The following is a 23,633-nucleotide window of genomic DNA, read 5'->3' on the forward strand; positions in this document are numbered from 1 at the left end:
TTTGTCTCATAGAAGGTGCTCTGTGTTAACAAGATCTCGGTACTCTCTCCATCATATTGATAATCTTTATACAAACCGATGACAAGCTGAGATCCCAGTGACCAAAATACTGCCTAACCTAATGACGCCCTTCGTTTTATTCTCGTTGCTACTAGGAGCAGCAGGGTTGACCGCAACACACTTTTTGGCAGTGCAATTTCAAGAAAAAATCGTCACTCAACAACTCAACGAAGCGGCCAATAAAGCGAATCTACAAATCGATTCTGAGTTGGATAAATTCAAGCAGATCCCCGATCTGCTCAGCCACGATCCGCGCTTGCTGTCTTACTTCGACAAATCACCACAAGCAGACAGGATTTCCGCGGCGCAGCTCAATAACTTGTTATTCGAATGGTCGGGACAAAGCCAAGCGGACACCATCTATATCCATGACCCGAGCGGCACTGTCGTAGCCTCAAGTAACTATCAAAAGCCACGAACTTTTGTTGGTGAAAACTTCTCGTTTCGTCCCTACTTTGCTTCTGCAATTAAAGGCAACAAGACACAATATGTCGCGCTAGGTGCTCGCTCGGACGTACGAGGTTATTTTCTGTCTTCGCCTTTGTATATTGACGAGGAAATCGTCGGGGTTATCACCGTAAAAGTCAGCCTAGAAAACCTAGAGAACATACTGACTAGCGACGATTTTGAGATCGTAGTACTCGACTCAAACCAAGTGGTGTTTCTTTCAAGCCAAGCGCCTTGGCTTTATCATTCTTTGCTGCCATTAACTGAGCAACAACAGACCGATATCGCACTTCAACGCCAATACGGTCAGAGCGAAATTTCGATCATTGAAGCCTTTCGCTCTTCAAGCTCTCAGCCAGAAGCTAACAGCGCCAGCCAGGCTAACCACCGTCAATCCAGCGAGATCCGAAAAGAGCTAACCGCCAACCAGTTATTCAAGCTTGGGACTTTTAATCTTTACCCTGCAGCCGTCAGCGACAACCAATATCAAGTGGTGGCTTTGAAAGAGACCAAAGCTGAACTGCTTAAGGTGATGCAGATCGACATCATCTTTGTTGTTATTTATAGCTTAGTAATGCTGATTGCTTGGTCATGGCGCCAAACCTACGTAGCGAAAGTGGCGTTGACCCGACTCAACCAAAACCTGGAACAAACGGTAGATAAGCGCACTCAGTATCTAAAGCAATCGAATCAGCAGCTTCAGCAAACCATCTTTCAGTACCAAGAATCGCAATTGAAGTTGAAACAAACAGAACAAGAGCTGACCCAAACCGCCAAATTAGCCGTTCTGGGCGAGCTGTCAGCCAGTATTAACCATGAAATCAACCAACCGCTTGCGGCACTCAGAACCTACAGCGAGAACAGCTTAAAACTGCTTGAGATGGATCGAACCGATTTGGTGAAAAGCAACCTAGGCAAAATGATCGCGTTGAATACTTCGATTACTGAGATCATCGCCCGCCTAAAGGTATTCACTCGTAAAGTGACCAAACAGGAACATCATGTGGCGAATCTGCATCAAGCGATCAACAACGCCACCAGTATTCTCAGCGCACTGATGATCAAGCAAGGCATCACGCTCAGGTTAAGCACGGTACCAGATGACATTAATATCGCGATTCACCCAACCGAGCTTGAACAAGTGCTGGTGAATCTGATTCACAACGCAACTCAAGCACTTCAACAGCAAGCCATCGATCAGCAAGCCTTGCTCCCACAAGCAGCAGCCCAGCAAGCTATCCCACAGATAGGCGTTGAGTGGCAGCTGCATGAAGACATGTGTCAGGTGATCATTTGGGATAATGGAATTGGCATGCCTGCCGACAAGCTTGAACAACTTTTTGACCCGTTTTTCACCACCAAGCCAGAAGGCTTAGGGCTTGGACTCTCTATATCGAAGCGGATTATTGAAGCGTATCACGGCTCGATCAGTGCAACCCTGTTGGAGCCGACAGGCATGGTATTCTCGCTTAATATTCCGTTATACAAAGTTAACGACTAGCGCATCGTTGTTATTGTTAACGAGAAAACGAATTTCACATTACTTCTAATCCAACATACTGCTAAGGAATCGGCTTTTGCACTCTATGCCCAAACTCTATTTTGTCGACGATGAACCCGCTATCCGAGACTCGGTAGAACAAGCCATGCTGATTGAAGGCATCGACATTGTCTGCTTCCCTAATGCCGTTGAGGCGCTCAAGCAGATAGACGTCGCACAAGCAGGCATCGTGATTACTGACATCCACATGCCCGTAATGGACGGTATTCAATTTACCCAGAAGTTGCTGAGCCAGAATCCTAACTTTCAAATCATCGTGCTGACTGGACATGGTGATGTGCAAACTGCGGTGTCCGCGATGAAGACCGGCGCTTATGATTTTCTGGAAAAGCCGTTTGTGGTTGATGCCCTATTAACGGCAGTCAAAAAAGCAGCCGACAAACTCGCATTGGTAGAAGAGAACAACCTATTAAGAAAAGAGTTAGCGATGCAGAATCAGGTTGGCCCCAAATTAATTGGCCAATCTCCATCGATGCAGACATTACGCCGTGAACTAATCACATTAGATTGCAAACAAAACCCACTGCTGTTGTTTGTTGGCGATATCGGCACGGGAAAACGAATCACCGCTCAGTACACACACGATCTGCATAGCCACTCAACCGCCGAGCTTTGCCCTATCGCGGCATTCAATTTACCCCGTAATGACCAAGCGACGTTTGATCAATTTGTTCTGCAATTATTCCATAAACATCAGGGTGGAACGCTCTATATCCATGAAACAGAAGCGTTAACTTCGCAGCAATGGCTATGGTTAGCCGCTCTAAAACCCACTCTACTTCGTGAAAACTCATGCAAGACCAATGCAACTTGTATCATTATCGCAACTACAGTAGTTCCTACTACAATTACAGGTGAACTGCGCCGTTTTAATTTACTACCCTTGGCGCAGAGAACGGAAGATATAGGCTCTTTGTTCAAACATTTTGCTCGCGGTGCAGCAAGTCGCTATCAGTTACCACCGCCAGTTATCACCGAGAAAGAGATTCAACGGCTGATCACCACTCATTGGAGTGAAAACATTCGCCAGCTTCGTCAACATGCCGAACTCAGAGTGCTGACTCAAGTGAAGCAACCGTCACTCGACAACGATGAACATGAGCAAAACGACGAAAGCCAACTTGATGTAAGTATTGAAGAGCAACAACAATCATTAAGCCAACGTACTGATAGCTTTGAGCAGATTATCTTGATCGAGGCACTACACCGCCATCAAGGACGCTTAAAAGAAGTACAACAAGAGCTGCAAGTGTCGCGAAAAACGCTCTATGACAAGCTAAGAAAGCATCAACTCGATAAAACGGATTTCAAAAATCGATAGGATCTAAAAAATATATAAATTCAAAGATTTAAAGGAGCAAAATCTTAACATTTATCAAAAGTAAGAATACACTCAATAGGCTTGCACTTTTATTTAGCAAACAAGGACTGTTATGAGCCAGAAGAATTTCAGCAAATTGAACGAAACCGAACTTGAGTACGTCGACGATAAAACCGCGGCGCTACTCCTCAATACGCCGACCAGTGCGCGTATTATGTTGTGGGTGATCGTTCTGTTTTTTATTGCTGCTATTGGGTGGTCCGCTTGGGCTGAAATAGACAAAGTCACCGTTGGCCAAGGCAAGGTCATCCCCTCTTCCCAAATCCAAGTGGTGCAAAACCTTGAGGGTGGCCTAGTTAAGGAGATTTTAGTTAAAGAAGGTCAACAAGTTCAAAAAGGCCAACAACTACTTTTGATCGATGACACTCGATTTCGTTCAGACTTCCGTGAGCGTGAACAACAGGTCGCCAACTTAACCGCCAACGTGTTAATGCTCTCTGCTTCATTAACCAGTGTCGTTATCAACGAAGATTTCTCTGAAAAAGAGTGGAAAAAAAGTGTCACTCTCGATTACGGTAAGCTCGCCTTCCCACCTAAGTTCTACGAGCTTCAACCTCAACTGGTTAATCGTCAAAAAGCAGAATACCGCCAAGACCTTAACAACCTAAAAAACCAACTTTCTGTTTTTGATCAACAAGTTGAACAGAAACAACAAGACCTTATCGAAATTAAAGCACGTGTCCGCAACCTAAAACAGAGCTACCAATTTGCTCGCCAAGAACTGGATATCACCAAGCCCCTTGCCGATGAAGGTGTGGTACCACGCATTGAGTTACTAAAGCTCCAAAGACAAGTGAATGACACTCGCCGAGAAATGACCTCAAGCGAACTCAAAGTCCCCCTCCTACGTTCAGCCATCAAAGAATCTATGCTCAGCCGTATTGATGCCGCGTTGAACTTCCGATCAGAACAACAAGAAAAGCTCAATCAAGCACAAGATAAGCTCTCTGCACTGACCGAATCGGCCGTTGGCCTTGAAGACAGAGTAAACCGTACTGTCGTAGTTTCTCCGGTAACCGGAACCGTTAAAACGCTTGGCATTAATACCGTAGGCGGTGTTATCCAACCGGGTATGGACATCGTAGAGATTGTACCGACTGAAGATTCTCTATTGGTCGAAGCAAAAATAGCTCCTCAAGACATCGCCTTCCTGCGCCCAGAACTGACAGCCATCGTTAAATTCAGTGCTTACGACTTCACCAAATACGGTGGTTTAGAAGGCGTGTTAGAGCACATCAGTGCCGATACCACCCAAGATGAAGAAGGCAACAGCTTCTACATCGTGCGTGTACGCACCGAAAAACACAATTTTGGTAAAAACGAAGAACTGCCAATCATTCCGGGAATGACGGCCTCTGTCGACATCATCACGGGCAAAAGAACCGTGCTTGAATACATGTTGAAGCCAATATTAAGCGCTCAAAACAACGCACTAAAAGAGTAAGGACGTTTGATGTTTAACAACGCCTTTCAATACACAGCAAACAGACAAGAGCAGAGGCTATGAAGTCTCGGATATCGCTGTTGCTGCTGGTCCTCACCTCTTTTACCTCTGTGGCGCTTAACAAAAGCGATCAACGATGGATAGATGCGGTCACCAAAACTTACGGTGACAGAGCCGGAAAACGAGTGGCGACATGGCGCTCAAACATGACGTCTTACGACGGGTTAAGTGAGAAAGAGAAACTCAGGTCGGTAAACCAGTTCTTCAACCAGATGTACTTTGTCGACGACACCATTCTGTGGGGAAAGAACGACTACTGGGCGACACCACTGGAGTTTCTGGGCAGTAATGCCGGCGACTGTGAAGACTTCACTATCGCAAAATACTTCTCTTTGCTTGAGCTTGGCGTCCCAGATAAGAAATTACGATTAGTGTACGTAAAAGCACTTGAGTTAAACCAATTCCACATGGTGTTGGCGTACTACTCAACACCCAGTGCAGAGCCACTAATTTTAGACAACTTAAACCCTGAAATAAAACGCGGTTCCAAACGCCCAGACCTACGACCAATTTACAGTTTTAACGGTAAAAACCTTTGGTTAATCAAGTCAGCAGCGGGCAGCGGTAAGCTAGCAGGGAAATCTTCAAGATTGAGCTTATGGAACGACTTACGTTCCCGTGAGCGCTCTCTAAAATTAAACAAACCCATTATCAATTACGATGAGTAGGTACAATGACTTTATATAAACAGCTTGTGGTCGGGATGGTTGCGGTGTTCATACTACTGATGACGTCAGTTTTTATGATCGAATTCAATACCACCCGTGGATACTTAGAGGAGCAGCAACGCTCTGAGGTAAGTAATACCATTAATACTGTTGGACTGGCTCTCGCCCCTTACCTCGAAGAAAAGGACAAGGTGGCGGTGGAGTCTGTTATCAACGCCCTGTTTGATGGCAGTTCTTATTCCGTCGTTCGATTGATTTTCTTAGACAGCGGCGAGGATATTCTCCGCTCATACCCTGTTAAATCAACAGGCGTACCACAGTGGTTTACCAACCTAAATTTGTTTGAGCCAGTTCATGACCGCCGAGTGATCACCAGTGGTTGGATGCAGCTAGCAGAAGTTGAGATCGTCAGTCACCCGGGTCCGGCTTATGATCAACTTTGGCAAGCATTTACACGCCTACTGACCATCTTTGGATCGATCTTCCTACTGGGTTTGGTGTCGATTTCATGGATCCTCAAGCGAGCATTACGTCCGTTAGCATTGATCATTACCAAAATGGATCAGATCGCGAAGAATCAATTTGGTGAACCTCTGGTTCGTCCGAAAACAAAAGATCTGATCTTAGTTGTCGATGGCATCAACCACATGTCGACTCAAGTGGAATTAGCATTTAAGAACCAAGCAAAAGAGGCTCAGAAGCTGCGTGAAAGAGCGTACATCGACCCTGTGTCGCAGCTAGGTAACCGCGCTTACTACATGTCTCAATTAACTCAGTGGTTAGAAGAATCGAGCTTAGGTGGTTTGGCCGTACTGAAAGCGGAATTTATTAGCGAAGAATACGATGAAAAAGGCTATCAAGAAGGTGATGCCTTAGTTCACCAACTGGCAGAACAATTACAGGCTTCTATTTCATCACCAGACATCACCATCGCACGTATCTCTAGCGATGAATTTGGCTTCATCATGCCAAACATTGACGAAAGCGAACTTAAACTTGTTGCTAGCAGCATCGTGAACTGCATTCAAAGCCTAGGTTCAGATCCAACAGGCATGGCGAACCCACACATTGCACTGGGTGTGACCTACAGCAACAAGCGCAAAACCAGTACCGAAATCATGTCGCTGGTGGATAACGCACTTTCAAGTGCCAAAGCGAACCGCGAGCTTGCTTATGGCTACGTCACCGCTGACGACCACGGTGCGGTAATGGGTAAACAACAATGGCGTATGTTGGTTGAAGAAGCGATCATCAACGACCTAGTCACCTTCCGTCTGCAAGCTGCAAACAATGCCTTTGGTAAAACGTACCACCAAGAGGTGTTCTCTGCGATTGAGAAAGACGGTGTCCGTTACGGTGCGAACCAATATCTGTACGCACTAGAGCAGCTTGAAATGAGCCACATTCTCGACCAATACGTTATCGAGAAGATGATTGAAAAGCTTAATGCCAATGAAGTTACAAGCCCGATTGCTATCAACATCTCGCCAAGTAGCATTTCTCAGCCAAGCTTCATCCGCTGGATTGGCAAAACACTTGAGCAAAATGCCTCTGTCGCTCACCTGCTGCATTTTGAGATTCCAGAAAACTGTTTCATCAACGTTCCGCACTACACGGCGCTATTGTGTAACACCATTCGCAACGCTGAAGCGGTGTTTGGTGTCGACAACTACGGACGTAACTTCCAATCACTGGATTACATCAACGAGTACCGCCCAAGCTATGTGAAGCTGGATTACCTATTCACACATAACCTTGATGACGAAAAACAGAAATTTACCCTAACGTCGATCTCACGAACGGCTCATAACCTTGGCGTGACGACCATCGCGTCTCGAATAGAAACTCAAACTCAGCTAGATATCCTATCTGATAACTACGTAGAAGTGTTCCAAGGCTTCATTGTTGATAAATAGTTGTAAGGGTTATATCGCATGCAAGATCCACTATTGAACTCACTGATCTACGTTAGCCGGTATTACGGGTTAGCTAACTCGCCCGAAGCGTTGATCAATGGGTTGCCACTAACTGATGGAAAGCTAACCCCTTTCCTATTCCCACGCTCTGCTGAGCGTGCGGGATTAGTAGCAAAAGAAAACCGTTCCGACTTAGATAACATTCCACACCTGATTCTGCCTGCTGTTTTACTGCTAAAACAAGGTGAGGCATGTGTTCTCAACAGTATCGATTTAGAAAAACAAGAAGCAGAAATCATCACGGCTGAAAGCGGAATGGTGCCAATCATCATTCCAATGGAAGAATTGAAAGAGCAATTCATCGGCCGCTACTTCTTAGTAAAGAAACAATTCCGTTACGACGAACGCTCACCTGAGGTTCTCAAAACTCGTAAAGGACACTGGTTTTGGAGCACGATTTGGGAATCGAAAAACATCTATCGTGATGTGTTGATCGCCTCTATTCTGATCAACATCTTTGCCATTGCTGCACCAATGTTCACGCGTTTGGTATACGACAAAGTAGTTCCCAACCTAGCATTTGAAACCTTATGGGTGCTGGCGAGTGGTATCTTTGTGGTGTTCCTGTTCGACCTGCTATTAAAGCTAATGCGAAGCTACTTCATTGATGTTGCAGGTAAGAAATCCGATATCTTGATCTCCTCGAAACTTTTCAGCAAAGTGTTGGGCATTCGTATGGAAGCCAAACCAGCTTCGGTCGGTGCTTTCGCTAAAAACCTGCAAGAGTTCGAATCCATTCGTGAATTCTTTACCTCGGCAACCATTGGCTCGCTCATCGACTTACCCTTCGCGCTCATGTTCTTGGCCTTAATTTGGTTAATGGCTGGCAACTTGGTGTTTGTTCCTGTGGCCGGTGTGGTCGTGCTGATCGTCTACGCACTATTAATTCAGGGCCCACTGCGTCGTACCATTGAAGAAGGCTCCCGTCTTGCTTCTCAAAAATATGCGAACTTGATTGAGAGTTTAGCTGGCTTAGAGACGGTTAAGCTGTTCAGCGCGCAAAGCCAATTCCAATTCCGTTGGGAAGAAGCGGTTGCTCACATGGCGAACTGGAATATCAAAAGTCGCCGCATTACCGACAGCATCCAAAATACGGCGGGCTTTGTTCAGCAAAGTACCAACGTAGGCATGATCATTTTTGGTGTGTACTTAATTGCGGAAGGTGAACTAACTATGGGTGGCTTGATCGCTGCAACCATGTTGAGTGGCCGAGCGATTGGTCCTCTTGTTCAGCTATCACTGCTTTCGACTCGTTACAACCAAGCAAAATCATCGATGACGTTGATTGAGCAAGTCATGTCGATGCCGGATGAACAGGAAGAAGGTAAGCGCTACATCCACCGCCCTATTATCCAAGGCCATATCTCACTCGACAAAGTGACGTTCCACTATCCGGATTCGCCAGTCGCTTCTATCAGAGATTTAACTCTGCATATTAGACCTGGTGAGAAAGTAGCGATCATTGGACGTATCGGTTCAGGTAAAACCACACTAGAACGCCTGATTATGGGCCTGTACAAGCCCACAGAGGGCCATGTACGTATAGATGACACCGACATGGAACAACTTCACCATGTCGACGTACGACGCAATATAGGCTGTGTACCGCAAGACAGTAATCTGTTCTACGGTTCGGTAAGAGACAACATCACTCTTGGTCGCCCTTTAGTAGATGACCGTGATGTGATGGATGCTGCGAACCGTGCAGGCGTTACCGCATTTACTCAGCAAGACCCTGCTGGCCTAGAGCGTCAAGTCGGTGAAGGCGGTGCGTTACTTTCTGGTGGCCAGCGTCAGTCGATTGCGATTGCCAGAGCCTTCCTAGGCCGTCCGCCAGTGCTGTTAATGGATGAACCGACCAGCGCTATGGATAACCGTTCAGAGATGCACATTAAGCACCAGCTCAACCAGTTGCTTCCAAGCGAGACGTTAATCCTAATCACACACAAAACATCGATGCTGGATATTGTCGACCGAGTGATCGTAATGGAGAAAGGCTGCATCATCGCCGATGGTCCGAAAGCGCAAGTTCTGTCAGACCTCAAACAAGGTAAAGTAAGAGCGGTGAGCTAACTCAAGACACGGGCTCAAAACAGCCAATATTATAGAAACCAAAAAGGGGGAGCATCAGCTCCCCCTTTTTTATTTGTTAGTCTTGGCACTTAGGCTATGCATCGCTTTATCTTATGAAGATAGGCTACAAAGCAATGTCTTCTTGTTCCATCTTAAACGAACACTGAATCTCATATTGGTTGAATGAGAAAACGCTCCCGCCGTGAGTTCGTTTCGTTGTTACTGTTTCATCACCAAACTGAATCGTCACACGGGTGTACACTTTTTCGTGCGCTTCAACTGTGCATTCAGCAAGGTTGGTTTCAAACTCTGCTTCTAGTGTATCTAGCTGTGATTTGGTGTTTTCAATCGCTTGGTTGTTCTTTTCTCGTTGTTGTTCTATTTCCAACGCTTGCTCTTCGCTTCTCTCAGCTTTTGGTCGCTTCTTAAATTCGAGTTCTTGGCGAATCACATCCATTGTTTGTTCTTGGGTGTGTTTATAGGTTTCCTTTAGTTCAGCGATTTTCTGTCGGTATCCATCGTAACGAGCAAAACCATGAACCTTAGTTGCCGTGTCGCCCTCTACGCCTAAGAACACACATTCGACCTTTCCACCGACTTTGGCTTCGCCACCACTGAGCGTGCCATGTTTCTTCATGGTATCCATTACGACAAGATTGTTTCCACAGCGAATGTCGTTACTCATGCTGTGCACGCCAAGTCGAATGTCACCGGCGGTTTGCAGTTCTGCATTCTGAGCGTAGCTCGCGGTGATGGAACCTTTGCTGAATACCTTACAACTTTTCGCTTCACCCTCTTTCGTAGTGTGGCCGATAATGCCTTTCGCGACTTTGATATCACCTTGAGCCTGAACTTCGGCCGATTCAATAAAACCACCCACAGTAATACTGCCAGTGGCTTTCACAATCATTCCCGGTTCAATGTTGCCAGAGACAAACACATTGCCTTTGAATTTGACGTGTCCGGTGGATACATCGACATTACTAACACACAAGGCATCATCGACTTCAATGGTGCGGTCTTTGATGATGGGTAATCCGGGATAAGAGGCGAGTAATAAGTTGGGGTCATCAGGAGAAATGTAGGTGCCCTTGCCAGGCTTGATTAAACTGTCTTGTCCCGGAAGTGGCGGGATAATTCGACCTTGGACGGTAAAGCCAGCGATGCCTTTAGTCGCGGGAGTGCGTTTCATTAACTGGTCGTTTTGACCAACGGTAATGGTTTCTCCCAAGTCTCGCATATCAATCTTGCCTTCGTCTTTACTGCGAGGTTTCAAAACTTGTCGAGTAATGTCTTCAACCAAGGCCGCGAACTTTGCGTCTTTACCTTTTACGGGTTGTGTTCCCTTGGCGACGGGCTGCGTAAACTTTTCTCCGGGCTTAAGTTTGCTACTCATCATCAATACTTTTCTGAGCGCTAACTTATTAATTCCCTTTGTGATGTGAGCTTGTGCTAAACAATGAATGATGTCGCTACCGCGTAGTGGGTGTCCATTATACGGGCCAGTGACCACTAGACTTGCTAGCATCTCATCATCAGTTAATTCGACCGTTACACTGGCATTACGAACTTCTGCAATCAAGATTCCTTCATACGCTTCTCCTTTGCCCTCTTTTGCAAGAGTCACAAAACGCAGCACCTCATCTTCAAAAAGAAAATAGTTAGATGCATTCAAAGCTTCTAAGGCTGGTGGCAGAGTCTTATTGTCAAAGCTTGCGTCGACCACAAAACCCGACGGCAGACATGCCATCACTTGTTGCTTATCTTCCGACAGTGTAACGATGTTATCCCACATTCGAATTGAGTATCCCTAATGACTCAGTTGTTATTCAGTCTATATAATTCATTCTGCGCTTAGTATCACATTATTAGAATAATCAGCGTCACATCACTTACTTTCGATTCTGCAAACATGACTCATAAATAAGACTTAACTATTTTATGATCCGCTTCAACTTTACAAATATAAAGGTGAACAGTTTCAGCATTTCCCATGCGAGTGAACGTTGAACAGATGTGATCGCAATCTGATAAAAACGGATAGGATTAGAAGATTAAGGGCTATATTAAAGAGAGTGAATTAGAAATGGTGAGGGCGACAATGAAAGCGATGATGAAGGTAAAACTGGACTTGGATGTGAAGTTTCAGTTTACAGTGTAAATCGAATATTCTAATTTACACTGTAAATCTAATTAACGCTGAAAACGGGATGGGAAACCAAACTGCCTATTTACAGTGTAAATTTGATAATAGGAAATCGACATCTTGTCGGAATTGAATTTCGGCTTGTTTTCGCCCAACAAGATTAAACTGTTCGACACAAGTCCCCCACTCTTTCTGCTGAATGACTTTCGCGATAAGCAAATCAGAAACGGCGAAATCTGTATCGGTTATAACGTCAGATTCAGCTATGTGAGCTTGACGAGCATTACTCTGCAGAATCAGATTCAGGACACTGAAACCAATGCTGTCGTAACTATTGCCGCCATCGACATAATTCCTGATGAGTTGGATTTCAGACTCAGCCATAGATTCCGCTTGCCTTGGCAGTAATGCGCGCACCATATCAACTTCGAGAGAAGCCAAAGAGCCAGAAACAACAAAACAGAACCTACGCTCAAAGTGATTTTGCAGTTGGCTCATCCAGATTTGAGCGTTTGGGTTAAGCGACTTAACCATCAATACAGAGTGACAACCGCTTGCCTGATCTCGCTGGTGGCCAATATGAACAGGCACAAATCCACTATCACGCCAGAAAGAAATCAAATCACTAGTCGCACCGAAGCTTGTCGCCAAATAATCAACTTGCTCTGTTTGTACAGCTTGCTCAGATAATTGCCCTAACATCCAACGGCCAATACCCAAACCTTGATGACGTGTCGAGACGGCAATGCGCATCACTCGAAGACAGCGGCTAGTTGCAGCTTTAACAGAGCCAAGCTGGTTAGCTAACAGAACTGGCGCAAGGTGACCTTGTGGACGACGTTTTCCAACTTGAACTTGTGCAATCAATTCTTTATCTAAACCGCCCTCCTCCGTCACCAACATACAACCAAGACACTTATCTCGCTGCCAAGCGGCAAATAAATGAATAGCTGGGTTATCGAGGAACTGCATTAAATCATTAGGAGACGTCTGATAATGGGCATCGACTAAAAGAGAAAAACATTGTTGAAGTTTTTGAGGGTTAACCAAGCAGTCTGCTTTTGACAACTCAACCAAGCTAAGTTGGTTGAGTGCATCATCGGAAAAATCTTCCGACTTATAAACAGCTGATTCACTCGGGCACGCATCTTCACCAAGCAGGAAACAATCAAATAGCCAACGCTCTAGTGGGTCGTTGTTATTCCAACGGATAGGTTGTTCAAGCTTGTAGCCCTTCCATCCAGGGCGATGTTCAGAAAGCCAAGCTTCAAATTTGATTCCAAACCCTCGCCCACTGCCTTCGTAACCATGAACTGTGGTTGAAAAAACCATGCGGTGATAACTATCGACCATAGATTTAAGCATTGGGATTGGAATGGCGGCCGCTTCATCAACCAACAACAGATCGCACTCAAGCTTAGATTTAAGTAATTCATCTGGCGCGACAAATCTTAAACTTCCACCTTGATAACCAATGTGAGTCGCGTTAATGACTTCACACGTATCGAGTCTCTGTAACGCATGAGAAAATACGGGCTCAATTGCTTTTACAGAGGGAGCAGTAACAATAATATTTAAGCCCTGTCGCTCTGCCAAAAGCTGCGCGGCTGCAATACCCAAAGTTGAGCTTTTACCTCGACCTCTGTCAGCAGTTAAAATAAGTGGGCGTTTTCGATGTCCTGTGACGACTTTCTTAACTAACTCAATCGCCGTTTTTTGCTGTTCAAATCGGTCAGCCGAGCTGTCGTGATTGAGTTTTTGAGGAAGCGAATTAACCGCTTCGATCACATTCACCTGTTCGTCACTTTGCGAAACAGAAAGCAGCTTATCAAAATGTCGCTTTAACCAAGATTGACCAAAGCATTCGCTATCTTCAGAGTCATCAATTTTTGGTGCTAACACCAACAACAACCCACCACCAACTAACGACCCCAGCGCAGCACTAAAACCATTCGCATCAAACTGCTCTCTAAAATCACACACAAGCACTTGGCATTCACGGCCAAGAAGTTGTTGGCCTTTTTTTACTGGCGCGTGAATCGCACCTTCGAACGGAGCGCCACCAATCTGGAAAACGGTTTGAGAATCTGCGTCTTGAAGGAAGGTTGTAACAGAGGAGTTTTGCCAATCGAAATCGCCATCAAAGACAACGCCATAGCGGTGATCATTATGCTGAGCGATATTAGAAAGTGTGTGTAGAAAAGTGTTGGTTGGGTTTGTCATAGTTAGTGTCCAGATTCGTCTAAACACAGTTTATCACAGCCAAATAAAAAGCCGCATAAAGCGGCTTTAGAGTAGTAAGGGAAAGTTGTCGATTTAATCGAGCTTCGATTGTACGAACGCCAGGATTTCTTCCATCGTCGCATCATCAACTTTCTTAAGATTTAGCGCTAAGTTTGAACCTTTACGGCTGTATGAAGCGCGGCCTTTAATTAGTTCAACTTTTGGAGACGCTTTCTTAGCTGGCGCAGGTGCCAATTCAAGAATCCAACCTTCTAGGGTTTCAGTAACGTCTTTGGTCAAGCGAGTTACGCCTTGAGCTTCACTGCGCTGCCATACAAAACCTTCTGAAGCATCACACTTAGTCAGTAGTGTTTGTTGTTGTTCGCTCGTTAGGCCACCAAATTGTTTGTGTAGTTTAACAATCGTTGGACGACCAAGGTCGCTCACATTTGGGTAAGCTTGCAGTAATTCAAGTGGCAAAGCGGCCGCTTTCAATGCGCCACTAACCAAAGCTTCGCTGCACTGGAACATTTTCGCTAGTGCTTTTTGGTCTTCAGCTTCGCCTTTATCTAGCTTCGCTTGCATCTCTTTGCCCTTCTCATACAGAGAAAGTGGTTTGTGAGCGTTTGCAACATCAGATAAGAATTTAGCATGGTCGCCGTTAATGTTTTCAGCAACATAGATAAGGAACTCTTTGTCAGCCAAAATACATGACATACGACGACGGCTACCATCAAGAACTTCAATCTTACCGTCTTTGTTCTTACGACCAACCGCTGGGTATTGCTGGCCGCGTTCTTTTAACGTTGTCAGTACGTCAGAAAGCGCATGTTCATTAAGGAAAGATTGCTCACGCGCGTTCTCTTCGAAAACAACCGTTCGAGTCGCTACTTCAGAAGCAGGAATTCGAACCAATTCAAATGAAACCAACTCTTCGCCCGCAACTGAAAGTTCAATCACTTGAGCCTGTTCTTTAGCCGCGGTTTGCGCTTCTTGAGGCGTTGCTACGCGACGTTTGTTTGCTTTACCAAATAGCTTTGCATTTAAGTCAGATGTTTTAATTGCCATTCTTGTTATCCCTGATTAAGTGAAGGCCAGTTGCTGTGTAATACACGCTCTAATTCTAGAGCACTTTTTTGTACTGCGTCTTGAGCGACAGCCAGAGTTTTCTTACCACCTTCGAAGTCGCTAACCGTGAGGTCGAAAACCGTGCTGTAGGTATCGGCGCAGGTTTCAAATGCGCGGCTTCTTGGAATCGTCGCCATCATCACTTGGTCATTCAGCAGGTAGTTCATTTCAGTGAGAACCGAAACCTGCTTCTTATTGTCATCTTCAAACATGGTTGGCATCAGACGAACAAACTCAAGCCCTTTCCAATCGTCCGGGAACATCTCGTACACGGTTGGTAAGTGCTGGAAGAAGTTAACCGTTGAAGCCCAGTCTAAACGCTTTGCAGCACATGGAATAAGAAGAGCGTTCGACGCGTACATTGCGTTCCACACTAGTGGATCTACGTGCGGGCCGGTATCAATCATAATCACATCAAAGTCGTCAGCGATTTTGTCGATAAGCTTCTCTTTAAGAAGACGAACGATATCAAGTGACTGATCTTGAGAGAGGCTTTGCCACGCTTCAGCGTTAAACATCGCATCTTCAGGGAAGGCAGAAATTGTCTTTAGGTTTGGATACTGAGTTGGTAAGAGTACGTTTTTGCGAAGAAACTCTAGGTCAACATCTTGGCCTTCAGGCACGTTGTCCAACATGATATCAACGGCAGAATAGATACTGTCGTGCTCTGCACCACTGATTTGCGGGTTTAAGAACAGACGTAATGAACCTTGTGGATCCAAGTCAATCAGACAGATACGGTAACGCTTGTCTAAATTCAGAGACAAACAAGCCGCTAGGTGAACCGCCGTCATTGATTTACCTGTACCACCCTTCTGGTTTTGTACGTTGATAATCCAAGGTTTGTTGTCTGCGTGCTGTTTGCGTTGGTGGAACTTTGGCACTTCTGCCGCATCCATCAGCATGTGAGCTTCAGTCAATGAAATCGAGTAATGATTGGCGTTGTTCTTTGTAAACTGGTGACCATCCGCTTCAAGCTTGGTAATTGCCTCATCCAATTTTCGACGAGTTAAGCCTGAACGAGTCTCCATCATAGCTTTAGACATTGGAGGGAAATGTTCATCACTTCGCTCTTCCAGAATAATCTCAATTCGGTCAGCCTGAACTTGTTGAGTTTGTTCGGCCAGCTGATAGAGCTTATCAATCGTTTGTTCTCTTTTCATTGCCAGTTTCCGTAATGATTAACTAAGTACAAATTGTACAGCGATTAACAACAAACACAACAAAAACATGAACATACATTTATGAGTAAAATCACATAAAATAGACTGTATTTTTACAGTTTGATGAAACAACGGCTGAGACAAACACAAAAAATGACCGTTTTTATCATGCACAACCATGCTATTTCTGGCTTAGATTTTAAATGTTACAGCATCACTTATTTACAATGTAAATGCAATTTCAGCAAAAAACCTTCGGAACGATTGAAATACAAGCATAGATTACGGTTCGTGTGATTTGCATTCGAAATTGTGAGTTTTTCAACCAAGAAACAATAAAAAACCCAAAATAGCATCGCTAATATAAAACCACGACAAGATGAGGCGTCACTAGATAAAAGAGAGTTGAACCTAATACGGAAGAATGATCATGGAATACATCAGGCGTAAGAGAATTGATAAGGCGGTATTATGAAGCATGATCAAGGTGTAAACTCATCAATATTGATCCGCATGAGTGACTGTTCGAAATGATCAACTTCCGGAAAAATGATCAAGTAAATATCGTTCCGGAAGCATATAATTTAACAGCTAACTTACGGGCAAATGCTTTTGCAATGGGGATTCGAGGCCTATAAGGCCTCATTGCTTGGAAATTCAATCTGCACAGACTCAGAATACAGAAACATGACAATTTCATGATCATGCTTCCTAAGTAACGCAGGCCCGCTTTAATGACACTCAAGCCAGCCGTTAACACCGGCTTCAGAACAAATTTTGTACGTAATAGGGTAGGAACGATAGAAAAGGGCACTTACTTGATCATTGTTCCGATAGATAAGCCATCAAAACTATCCACATTGACGAGTTAGAAGTGACTTAACCAACCATGTTGAATTATGGACTGTGGATAAGCTGTACAAGTATAATGATCATGCTTTCGAATCAATAATGATCATGCTTACAATGGCTTAATGATCATCATTCTGACACTCTGTGATCATGCTTTCTTAGGTTTAATGATCATAGTTTCGGACTCTTTATGATCATGCTTTCCAAGTGGTTTTTTTTTAATACTTTAAATTCAGCCACTTAAAAGTAAACTGACGTCCAGATCATTAGATCACTTAATCATTTAAGATCATATTAATCAAAAAGATCAGTTATTTAAAAGCCAATAAATTCTCTTTATTTATGATCATTCTTTCTTTATCATTCAGGAACTATAGTGAAATTACGGTTAGTGTGATACGGATCAAAAATGAAACCAGAAGAGAAATTGTTAATTAAGGCACGAAGCCACAAAGATGGTCATTTATTTGAGGTATCTGAAACAGCCGTTGAATGGATAGAACAATATCAACACTTCAAAGGTGTCACCAAAAGCATAGTTGAGCTTCTTAACCTAATTTCACTTCGTGGGTTTAGCAGCAAAGACGGATACGTTTCAACCACTGAGATTATCGAATCAACCGATGGTCAAGTCACTCGCGCAGCCTTGCAACAAAGGCTGAGAGCAGCGGTAAATATCGGTCTTTTCAAACAAATCCCCGTTCGTTTTGAAGAAGGCCTTGCAGGTAAAACCATGCTGCATCGCTTTGTTAACCCAAACCAATTGATATCGGTACTGGGTGCCACCAGCTTAGTCACAGAAAGCGTCAAGCAAAACGAAAAGCAAAAGCGCTCTAAAGCCCTCGCTCAAACCAAAGTAAACAAACGTTTACTGAATGAGCATGGTCTTAATACTCCCCCAACGATGAAAGACGAAGCGGATCAATTCATTGTTTCGCCAACCAATTGGGCGGGCATTATTGATCAAGCGTTGGCGCCGCCTAGAACGCGCAAGAGCTACCAGAAATCAATGGTTTCGATCTCGGGTACTCGCGCTGTGATCGAGACAAGATCGTCTAAAAATATTATGACGGTCGATGATCTGATGACGCTTTTCGCGTTGTTCACGCTAACCGTTCAGTATCATGATCATCACCAAGATGATTACCACCTAGACGCGAAACATACGCCGAACAAAACACCACTCTACATCACAGACATTTTGTCTTTGCGTGGCAAGAAAGACAGTGGCCCTGCTCGTGACTCGATCCGCGACAGTATTGATCGTATCGAGTTTACGGATTTCCAACTGCATGAGCTTACTGGTCGCTGGCTTAGTGAGAACATGCCAGAAGGCTTTAAGAGTGATCGTTTCCGATTCTTAGCGAGAACCATTACTGCATCGGAAGAAGCGCCTACAGAGGGCTCTGACGGCGAAATTCGCATTAAACCGAACCTATACATTCTCGTTTGGGAACCTTCGTTCTACGAAGAGCTCCTGACTCGTGATTATTTCTTCCTGTTCCCGCCAGAAATCCTGAAGCAACATACCTTGGTTTTCCAAATGTATTCGTACTTCAGAAGCCGCATGGCACGTCGTCATTCAGATTGTATGTTGCTGAGCGAACTGAATCAGAAATTGGCTCGTAACATCGATTGGCGTCGTTTTTCGATGGATCTGATCCGCGAACTGAGAAAGTTGGGCGAAGTCGGAGATCAAGAAGATACCTTCCTGGTTAATCTTTGGGGTTATCACTTGACGATCACCGCGTTGATCGAAAAAGGCAAAACGACCGATTATCAAGTAGATATCAAATGTAACGTGGAAGAAGTACTGCGTTACTCAAGAGCACGTACCACCAACGCCGGTAAACGTAACATGGCACCAACGCTGCCAAACCCACTTCGCAACGAGATGGTGTCTAAGCAGAAGCTGGAAGAGCTGTCTGAGATTATCGATGGTGAGTTTGAACCCATTCAGCGCAAAGCACCGTCGCCAAGAGGCAAATTAGGGCGTCGAGTGAAGCAACGTAAGCACTCGGTTGAGATCAATGCTGACGAGATCATGATAACGCTCTCTAAATATACCTCTGCAGAGGCTCTAGAACGCAGTATAACGGCTTTATCTGCTATGACAGGGCACTCACATGCCTCGATCAAAGAAGAGTGCTCAGAGCTGATTGAGAAGCTTGATTGGCTGAGAGTAGGGGAAGACGTTATCCCTTACGAAACATTGAGTAAGCTGATTGAGCTGTACAACGACCGTGATAGCAACAGTAATCGACATCTCTCTATCGAACGCCTGATCTCTGGTTTGGCGGTGCGTCGTAAAGTGTGCAAACAAGTGCACGAAGGACATCTAGACGAAAATGTGTTCTTGGCGCTCGATGAAATGGCGATTGGCCACTAGCTTTCGGCCCGCTTTCATTGCTGTGAATAGGTCATTTAATCATCATTAGGTGCTGATAATAATCGTACCTAATGCTGACAAAGCGATGACAATGTAACGCATCCAGTTGATTATTATTTATCCCGAATAGACAACCTTTTGTCCTTTCTTATGATTAATAGATTGGCTCATATTTTGTTACATCATACTGAATAGATTTTTGCGAGTTCCCCAAGGGACTCGCTTTTTTTTGTCCTAAATTCCGATCAACATTAAAAATCAACAGCTTACATAATTGACTACCGAAGCATGATCAAGGTCAGATCATGCTTTCAATGGATCCTGTTGTTTCAAGTAGACGGTCATTTTAATGAGTTGATATTGGATCGATAGGGGAATGATCAGTGAATCTGATGTTTTACATTACCTTGATCATCGTTCTGGGATTGGTTTGCCATAAAGCGGACATGAGATTCGATCAATTTTTCGGATTCTTGTAACCAGCGCGGCTCTTGTTGTTGATTCGCAAACTCCAACGCGAGCACACACAAGTGCTGCACTCGCTGTGTACACCACTCTTGTAGGTCTGGCTCCGCTTTCGTGTCACAACACACTGCTTGAAGCTTACTGTAAGCGAACATCAGGTATTGATACGCCTTTTCTTGATGATGTGAGTTTTGGTCTGAATTTCGGTAGAAAGTAAAGATACGCAGGCACCCGTCTAACCAACATGCGATGCCTTTGCTTTGTTTATCCGTGATCAAAGGCCCCCAGAGTGCATCTGGAGGCGTTAAGATCAAAAGTTCCAACCGTTCCACTTGATCATGCTTTCGGTTTTTGTACCAATCTCCGATTCGCTCTAACCAAGTGTCTAGTTCATTCATGCAACGTTATCCCACTGTTTTACAAAGTGATTATCAGAGACTTGCTTAATTTCATGCTGTATTTCGCTGCTCTGCTCTCGAATACGATCTGCGTCTATGGAATAGTTTGGCTCATTTTTTACGAGTTCGCCAAATGGCAGATCGGGATCTGGCACCGCTGAGATCAACAGCTTGGTATATGGGTGCTGCGGATTCGTTAAGATCGACTGAGTTGATCCCCATTCAACGATCTGTCCTTTGTACATCACCGCGGTCTCTTCTGCGATGTAATGAGCGGTCGCAAGGTCGTGGGTAATGTACAAGAAGCCTATCCCAAGCTCTTTCTTCATTTTTTGCATGAGATTGAGCACGCCAAGTCGAATTGAAACATCCAACATCGAGGTTGGTTCATCGGCAAGAATGACTTCAGCCCCAACCGCAAGCGCTCTGGCTAGGTTAACCCGTTGTCTTTGGCCGCCACTGAGCTCGTGAGGGTATTTCGCGAGCGTTTCGACAGGTAACTCCACCAGCGTGAGCAACTCTTTAAGGCGTGCTTCTAGAGCCGCTTTATTGGCGACTTGCTTATGAATCTTAAGCGGGCGCGTTAAGTGGTGCTCTATGGTGTGAGTGGGATTAAGTGAGCCAAACGGGTCTTGAAACACCATTTGCACACGGCTGCGATAATCCAAGATGTCTTTGCGGGTCTTGAGCGTAGAGATGTCTCTGCCGTTGAACAAGATCTCTCCCTCTGTCGCAGGGTAAACCTTTGTCATCAGCCTCGCGCAGGTGCTTTTCCCGCAGCCGGACTCGCCAACCAGTGCCAGCGTTCTTCCTGCATATAGGTCAAAGCTCACGCCGTGCAGCGCTCGGAATATCTCTTCCTTGCCAAATCCACCGCCAACAGTGAACTCTTTGACGAGGTTTTTTACTTGAAAAATTGGTTGTGACATAGAGCTCTCCTAGCACGCTGTCGCGTGAGCATGTTCGTGAATATTAGGGAAAGAACTCCATAGCTTTTGGGTGTAGGAGTGCTGCGGATTGTTGCGAATCTCGTAGGCTTGATTGACTTCAACGATTTGGCCATGGCGCATGATGGCAATGCGATCACACAGTTGGCTCATTAACGCTAAGTCGTGAGTGATAAAGAGGATCGAGAAGCCAAACTCCTCTCTGAGTTGGTGTATCTGCTGCAAAATCTCGCGCTGCACAACCACATCCAAAGCTGTAGTTGGCTCGTCCATGATGATCAGCTTAGGGTTGAGGGCGAGGGCAATCGCAATAACCAAACGCTGACGCATGCCGCCACTGAACTGATGCGGGTACTCTGTTAGGCGATGACGTGGAATATTGACAAGGTCGAGTAACTTCTCAGCGCGATCTTTGGCCTGTTCGTTGGTCATGCCTTTGTGGTGGCGCAGCACATCAGCAAATTGTTCTTCGATGGTTAATACAGGGTTGAGTGAATTCATTGCACTTTGGAACACCATGGCAATCTCACTCCAGCGCAAGGTATTCAAATGACTGTCTGATAAGCTCAGCAGATCTTGTCCACCAAAGAGTATTTGGCCTCCGGATATGAACGCGGGCGGTTTATGCAGACGGTTAATGGCAAACGCGATGGTACTTTTGCCACAGCCAGATTCTCCGGCCAAGCCAAAAATCTCACCTTGGCCTATGCTAAAGCTGACGGATTTGACCGCGTTGAAATCACCGTCATCGGTGATGTAGTCGACACATAAATTCTTCACTTCGAGAAGTGGTGTATCTGAAATTCCCACAGACATGATAAATACTCAGTTATGATATTGATAACCATTATCATTAGCATGTGTTGAGTTTAGTGGAAGCGATGAGCACAAAAAGAATGAAGTGCCTCGAAATTTATCTTGGGTTATTTCACGAATTTTCAGCGGAAAAGAAGAATTGGAAGAGGGGAAAGTGAGAGTTGGATCAAACCACATTTCTTATGGGGAATCTTTTAAATGTAATTGCAGAAAATGCCTTTGGCAAAGTTTAAATGAGGCATTTATTAATTAGGTTTGTGAAGCGTCGGAATCATCACATTTCAGTACAGATTTTCTTAACAAGCGAAATAGCATTTGCTACAGATTACCTGTCCATTACATGGTGCTTTTCGGAGGAAAACATGTCCATTAATTCTATCAACCATGATGAAATGACAAATATTGCAAACAAGTGGGATGCTGAAGAAGAAGTATCTTTCAAACCAGAAAAGAAAATGAAGTCCGCTGAAGCTCGTCGTCGTATCGAGGCTCTAAGAGAAATTAGAGAAAGCGGTTTGAGTCTGGAAGAAGCGAGGGAGCTAGGTCTTATTCACTAATAATCCCCATTGCATTTAGAAGGGTGGTACCATGCCACCCTTTGATTTATAAGTACTTTTCCATAATTTATTATCTATGTAAGATCAATGGTTTGATTCTCTTCTCTAGTTTGCAGCTTCGCTAAGCCCTTTTTGAAACCACGTCCTCCAGACAAAAAACACGCCCATGACATACTCTTTAACCAAGTTGTTTGACAGCAATATGCAACGCCACTAATTTTAAAGTTAAAGCAAAAATATGCGATGTCGTTGGTAAGGAGAAGGCTATGTCTAATTCTGTGGCTCAAGCCAAAGAAGTGCTATTTTATGAACCTGAAGATCCAAACGGATACCTGTCAAATTTTGCAGCTTGCCCCATCAAGGTTGATGATCAAATTTGGGCAACCAGCGAACACTATTATCAAGCCATGAAGTTCTCCTGCGAAGTACTTCGCAACACCATTCTGCAAGCGAGCACACCTGCTGAAGCATTCTCTTTGAGCCGTGACAACGAAGACCAAGTTCGTGAGGATTGGTATGAGATTCGTGTTGAAGTGATGCAGTTCATCGTCACCGAGAAATTCAGACAGAATCCGCAGTTTGCGCTGTTTCTTACCAATACCGGAGATTCGGTGATCAAAGAACATTCACACAAAGACCATTTTTGGGGTGATGGCGGTGATGGCACTGGCGAGAACCATTTAGGCAAGATTCTGATGGCTGTGCGTCAACAGCTTCGTACTCAACAACTGCATTTGATTGCTGCGCATTAATCCATTGATCTTCGGTTGTTCCAAATTAAGTGGGTCGGATTATGAGTAAACTCTTTTAGCCCTTAAAGACGAATTAAAAAGGCCTCCCTGTTTAGCTTGTGTGCTTAACAGGGCGGCCTTTTAAGTT

The 23,633-nt window shown here is 44.7% G+C and carries 16 protein-coding genes; 9 read left to right on the forward strand and 7 right to left on the reverse strand.

The features are described from left to right. Positions 1–97 precede the first annotated feature (97 nt). The 6 genes from FLM53_RS15750 (at position 98) to FLM53_RS15775 (ending at position 9,670) form a co-directional block, all read left to right on the forward strand. Positions 98–2,008 carry an ATP-binding protein gene (locus FLM53_RS15750; RefSeq protein WP_176679082.1) on the forward strand — a complete coding sequence of 637 codons (1,911 nt, stop codon included), beginning with the start codon at positions 98–100 and terminating at the stop codon, positions 2,006–2,008. An 85-nt stretch (positions 2,009–2,093) separates the two neighbouring features. After that, positions 2,094–3,389 (forward strand): sigma-54 dependent transcriptional regulator, encoded by a 1,296-nt coding sequence (locus FLM53_RS15755; protein ID WP_176680054.1) that lies wholly within the window; start codon positions 2,094–2,096, stop codon positions 3,387–3,389. 112 nt (positions 3,390–3,501) lie between these two features. Continuing rightward, positions 3,502–4,893 (forward strand): HlyD family type I secretion periplasmic adaptor subunit, encoded by a 1,392-nt coding sequence (locus FLM53_RS15760; RefSeq protein ID WP_176679081.1) that lies wholly within the window; start codon positions 3,502–3,504, stop codon positions 4,891–4,893. A gap of 59 nt (positions 4,894–4,952) precedes the next feature. Next, entirely contained in the window at positions 4,953–5,621 is a 669-nt protein-coding gene (locus FLM53_RS15765) for a transglutaminase-like cysteine peptidase (RefSeq protein ID WP_017629972.1), read from the forward strand. Positions 5,622–5,626: 5 nt separating this feature from the next. Continuing rightward, positions 5,627–7,537, forward strand: coding sequence for a LapD/MoxY N-terminal periplasmic domain-containing protein (locus tag FLM53_RS15770; RefSeq protein ID WP_176679080.1), 1,911 nt, complete (start codon positions 5,627–5,629; stop codon positions 7,535–7,537). Positions 7,538–7,555: 18 nt separating this feature from the next. Next, on the forward strand, positions 7,556–9,670 hold the full coding sequence (locus FLM53_RS15775) for a type I secretion system permease/ATPase (RefSeq protein WP_176679079.1): 2,115 nt from the start codon (positions 7,556–7,558) through the stop codon (positions 9,668–9,670). A gap of 124 nt (positions 9,671–9,794) precedes the next feature. Here the strand turns inward: FLM53_RS15775 and FLM53_RS15780 are convergent, their stop codons facing one another. The 4 genes from FLM53_RS15780 to FLM53_RS15795 form a co-directional block, all read right to left on the reverse strand. Then, the gene (locus FLM53_RS15780; protein ID WP_176679078.1) at positions 9,795–11,465 is read right to left on the reverse strand and encodes a DUF342 domain-containing protein; all 1,671 of its coding nucleotides are present in this window, start codon (positions 11,463–11,465) and stop codon (positions 9,795–9,797) included. A 432-nt stretch (positions 11,466–11,897) separates the two neighbouring features. Further along, entirely contained in the window at positions 11,898–14,039 is a 2,142-nt protein-coding gene (locus FLM53_RS15785; RefSeq protein ID WP_176679077.1) for a tRNA(Met) cytidine acetyltransferase TmcA, read from the reverse strand. A gap of 93 nt (positions 14,040–14,132) precedes the next feature. After that, entirely contained in the window at positions 14,133–15,107 is a 975-nt protein-coding gene (locus FLM53_RS15790; protein WP_132761652.1) for a ParB/RepB/Spo0J family partition protein, read from the reverse strand. A 5-nt stretch (positions 15,108–15,112) separates the two neighbouring features. Continuing rightward, on the reverse strand, positions 15,113–16,330 hold the full coding sequence (locus FLM53_RS15795) for a ParA family protein (protein ID WP_048660527.1): 1,218 nt from the start codon (positions 16,328–16,330) through the stop codon (positions 15,113–15,115). A gap of 1,261 nt (positions 16,331–17,591) precedes the next feature. On the opposite strand from FLM53_RS15795, the gene FLM53_RS15800 reads away from it, so the two are divergent. Continuing rightward, a complete protein-coding gene (locus tag FLM53_RS15800) occupies positions 17,592–19,571 on the forward strand; it encodes a replication initiator protein RctB domain-containing protein (protein ID WP_176679076.1) in 1,980 nt (659 codons plus the stop codon). 380 nt (positions 19,572–19,951) lie between these two features. Here FLM53_RS15800 and FLM53_RS15805 read toward each other — a convergent pair whose 3' ends face one another. Genes FLM53_RS15805 through FLM53_RS15815 form a run of 3 tightly spaced genes read right to left on the reverse strand, consistent with a single transcriptional unit; the run spans position 19,952 to position 22,197 of the window. After that, the gene (locus FLM53_RS15805; RefSeq protein ID WP_176679075.1) at positions 19,952–20,434 is read right to left on the reverse strand and encodes a transcriptional regulator; all 483 of its coding nucleotides are present in this window, start codon (positions 20,432–20,434) and stop codon (positions 19,952–19,954) included. After that, positions 20,431–21,363: an ATP-binding cassette domain-containing protein gene (locus FLM53_RS15810; protein WP_176679074.1), complete on the reverse strand. Its 933-nt coding sequence runs from the start codon at positions 21,361–21,363 to the stop codon at positions 20,431–20,433. Before FLM53_RS15810 ends, FLM53_RS15805 begins: the two co-directional genes overlap by 4 nt. Positions 21,364–21,372: 9 nt before the next feature. Next, entirely contained in the window at positions 21,373–22,197 is an 825-nt protein-coding gene (locus FLM53_RS15815) for an ABC transporter ATP-binding protein (protein ID WP_176679073.1), read from the reverse strand. Positions 22,198–22,559: 362 nt separating this feature from the next. Here FLM53_RS15815 and FLM53_RS15820 point away from each other — a divergent pair, with 362 nt between their 5' ends. Both FLM53_RS15820 and FLM53_RS15825 read left to right on the forward strand, forming a co-directional pair. Further along, on the forward strand, positions 22,560–22,754 hold the full coding sequence (locus FLM53_RS15820; RefSeq protein ID WP_004736928.1) for a PA3496 family putative envelope integrity protein: 195 nt from the start codon (positions 22,560–22,562) through the stop codon (positions 22,752–22,754). A 191-nt stretch (positions 22,755–22,945) separates the two neighbouring features. Beyond that, positions 22,946–23,506 carry an NADAR family protein gene (locus FLM53_RS15825; protein ID WP_176679072.1) on the forward strand — a complete coding sequence of 187 codons (561 nt, stop codon included), beginning with the start codon at positions 22,946–22,948 and terminating at the stop codon, positions 23,504–23,506. Positions 23,507–23,633 lie beyond the last annotated feature (127 nt).

Origin of the sequence: Vibrio sp. Scap24 (assembly GCF_013394185.1) — a bacterium.
GTDB lineage: Bacteria > Pseudomonadota > Gammaproteobacteria > Enterobacterales > Vibrionaceae > Vibrio > Vibrio pomeroyi.

Coding starts and splice junctions, on each gene's coding strand:
- FLM53_RS15815 (WP_176679073.1), bottom strand. CDS start 22,197: ATGTCTGTGGGAATTTCAGATACACCACTTCTCGAAGTGAAGAATTTA.
- FLM53_RS15805 (WP_176679075.1), bottom strand. CDS start 20,434: ATGAATGAACTAGACACTTGGTTAGAGCGAATCGGAGATTGGTACAAA.
- FLM53_RS15810 (WP_176679074.1), bottom strand. CDS start 21,363: ATGTCACAACCAATTTTTCAAGTAAAAAACCTCGTCAAAGAGTTCACT.
- FLM53_RS15780 (WP_176679078.1), bottom strand. CDS start 11,465: ATGTGGGATAACATCGTTACACTGTCGGAAGATAAGCAACAAGTGATG.
- FLM53_RS15775 (WP_176679079.1), top strand. CDS start 7,556: ATGCAAGATCCACTATTGAACTCACTGATCTACGTTAGCCGGTATTAC.
- FLM53_RS15800 (WP_176679076.1), top strand. CDS start 17,592: ATGAAACCAGAAGAGAAATTGTTAATTAAGGCACGAAGCCACAAAGAT.
- FLM53_RS15785 (WP_176679077.1), bottom strand. CDS start 14,039: ATGACAAACCCAACCAACACTTTTCTACACACACTTTCTAATATCGCT.
- FLM53_RS15765 (WP_017629972.1), top strand. CDS start 4,953: ATGAAGTCTCGGATATCGCTGTTGCTGCTGGTCCTCACCTCTTTTACC.
- FLM53_RS15760 (WP_176679081.1), top strand. CDS start 3,502: ATGAGCCAGAAGAATTTCAGCAAATTGAACGAAACCGAACTTGAGTAC.
- FLM53_RS15770 (WP_176679080.1), top strand. CDS start 5,627: ATGACTTTATATAAACAGCTTGTGGTCGGGATGGTTGCGGTGTTCATA.
- FLM53_RS15790 (WP_132761652.1), bottom strand. CDS start 15,107: ATGGCAATTAAAACATCTGACTTAAATGCAAAGCTATTTGGTAAAGCA.
- FLM53_RS15795 (WP_048660527.1), bottom strand. CDS start 16,330: ATGAAAAGAGAACAAACGATTGATAAGCTCTATCAGCTGGCCGAACAA.
- FLM53_RS15820 (WP_004736928.1), top strand. CDS start 22,560: ATGTCCATTAATTCTATCAACCATGATGAAATGACAAATATTGCAAAC.
- FLM53_RS15755 (WP_176680054.1), top strand. CDS start 2,094: ATGCCCAAACTCTATTTTGTCGACGATGAACCCGCTATCCGAGACTCG.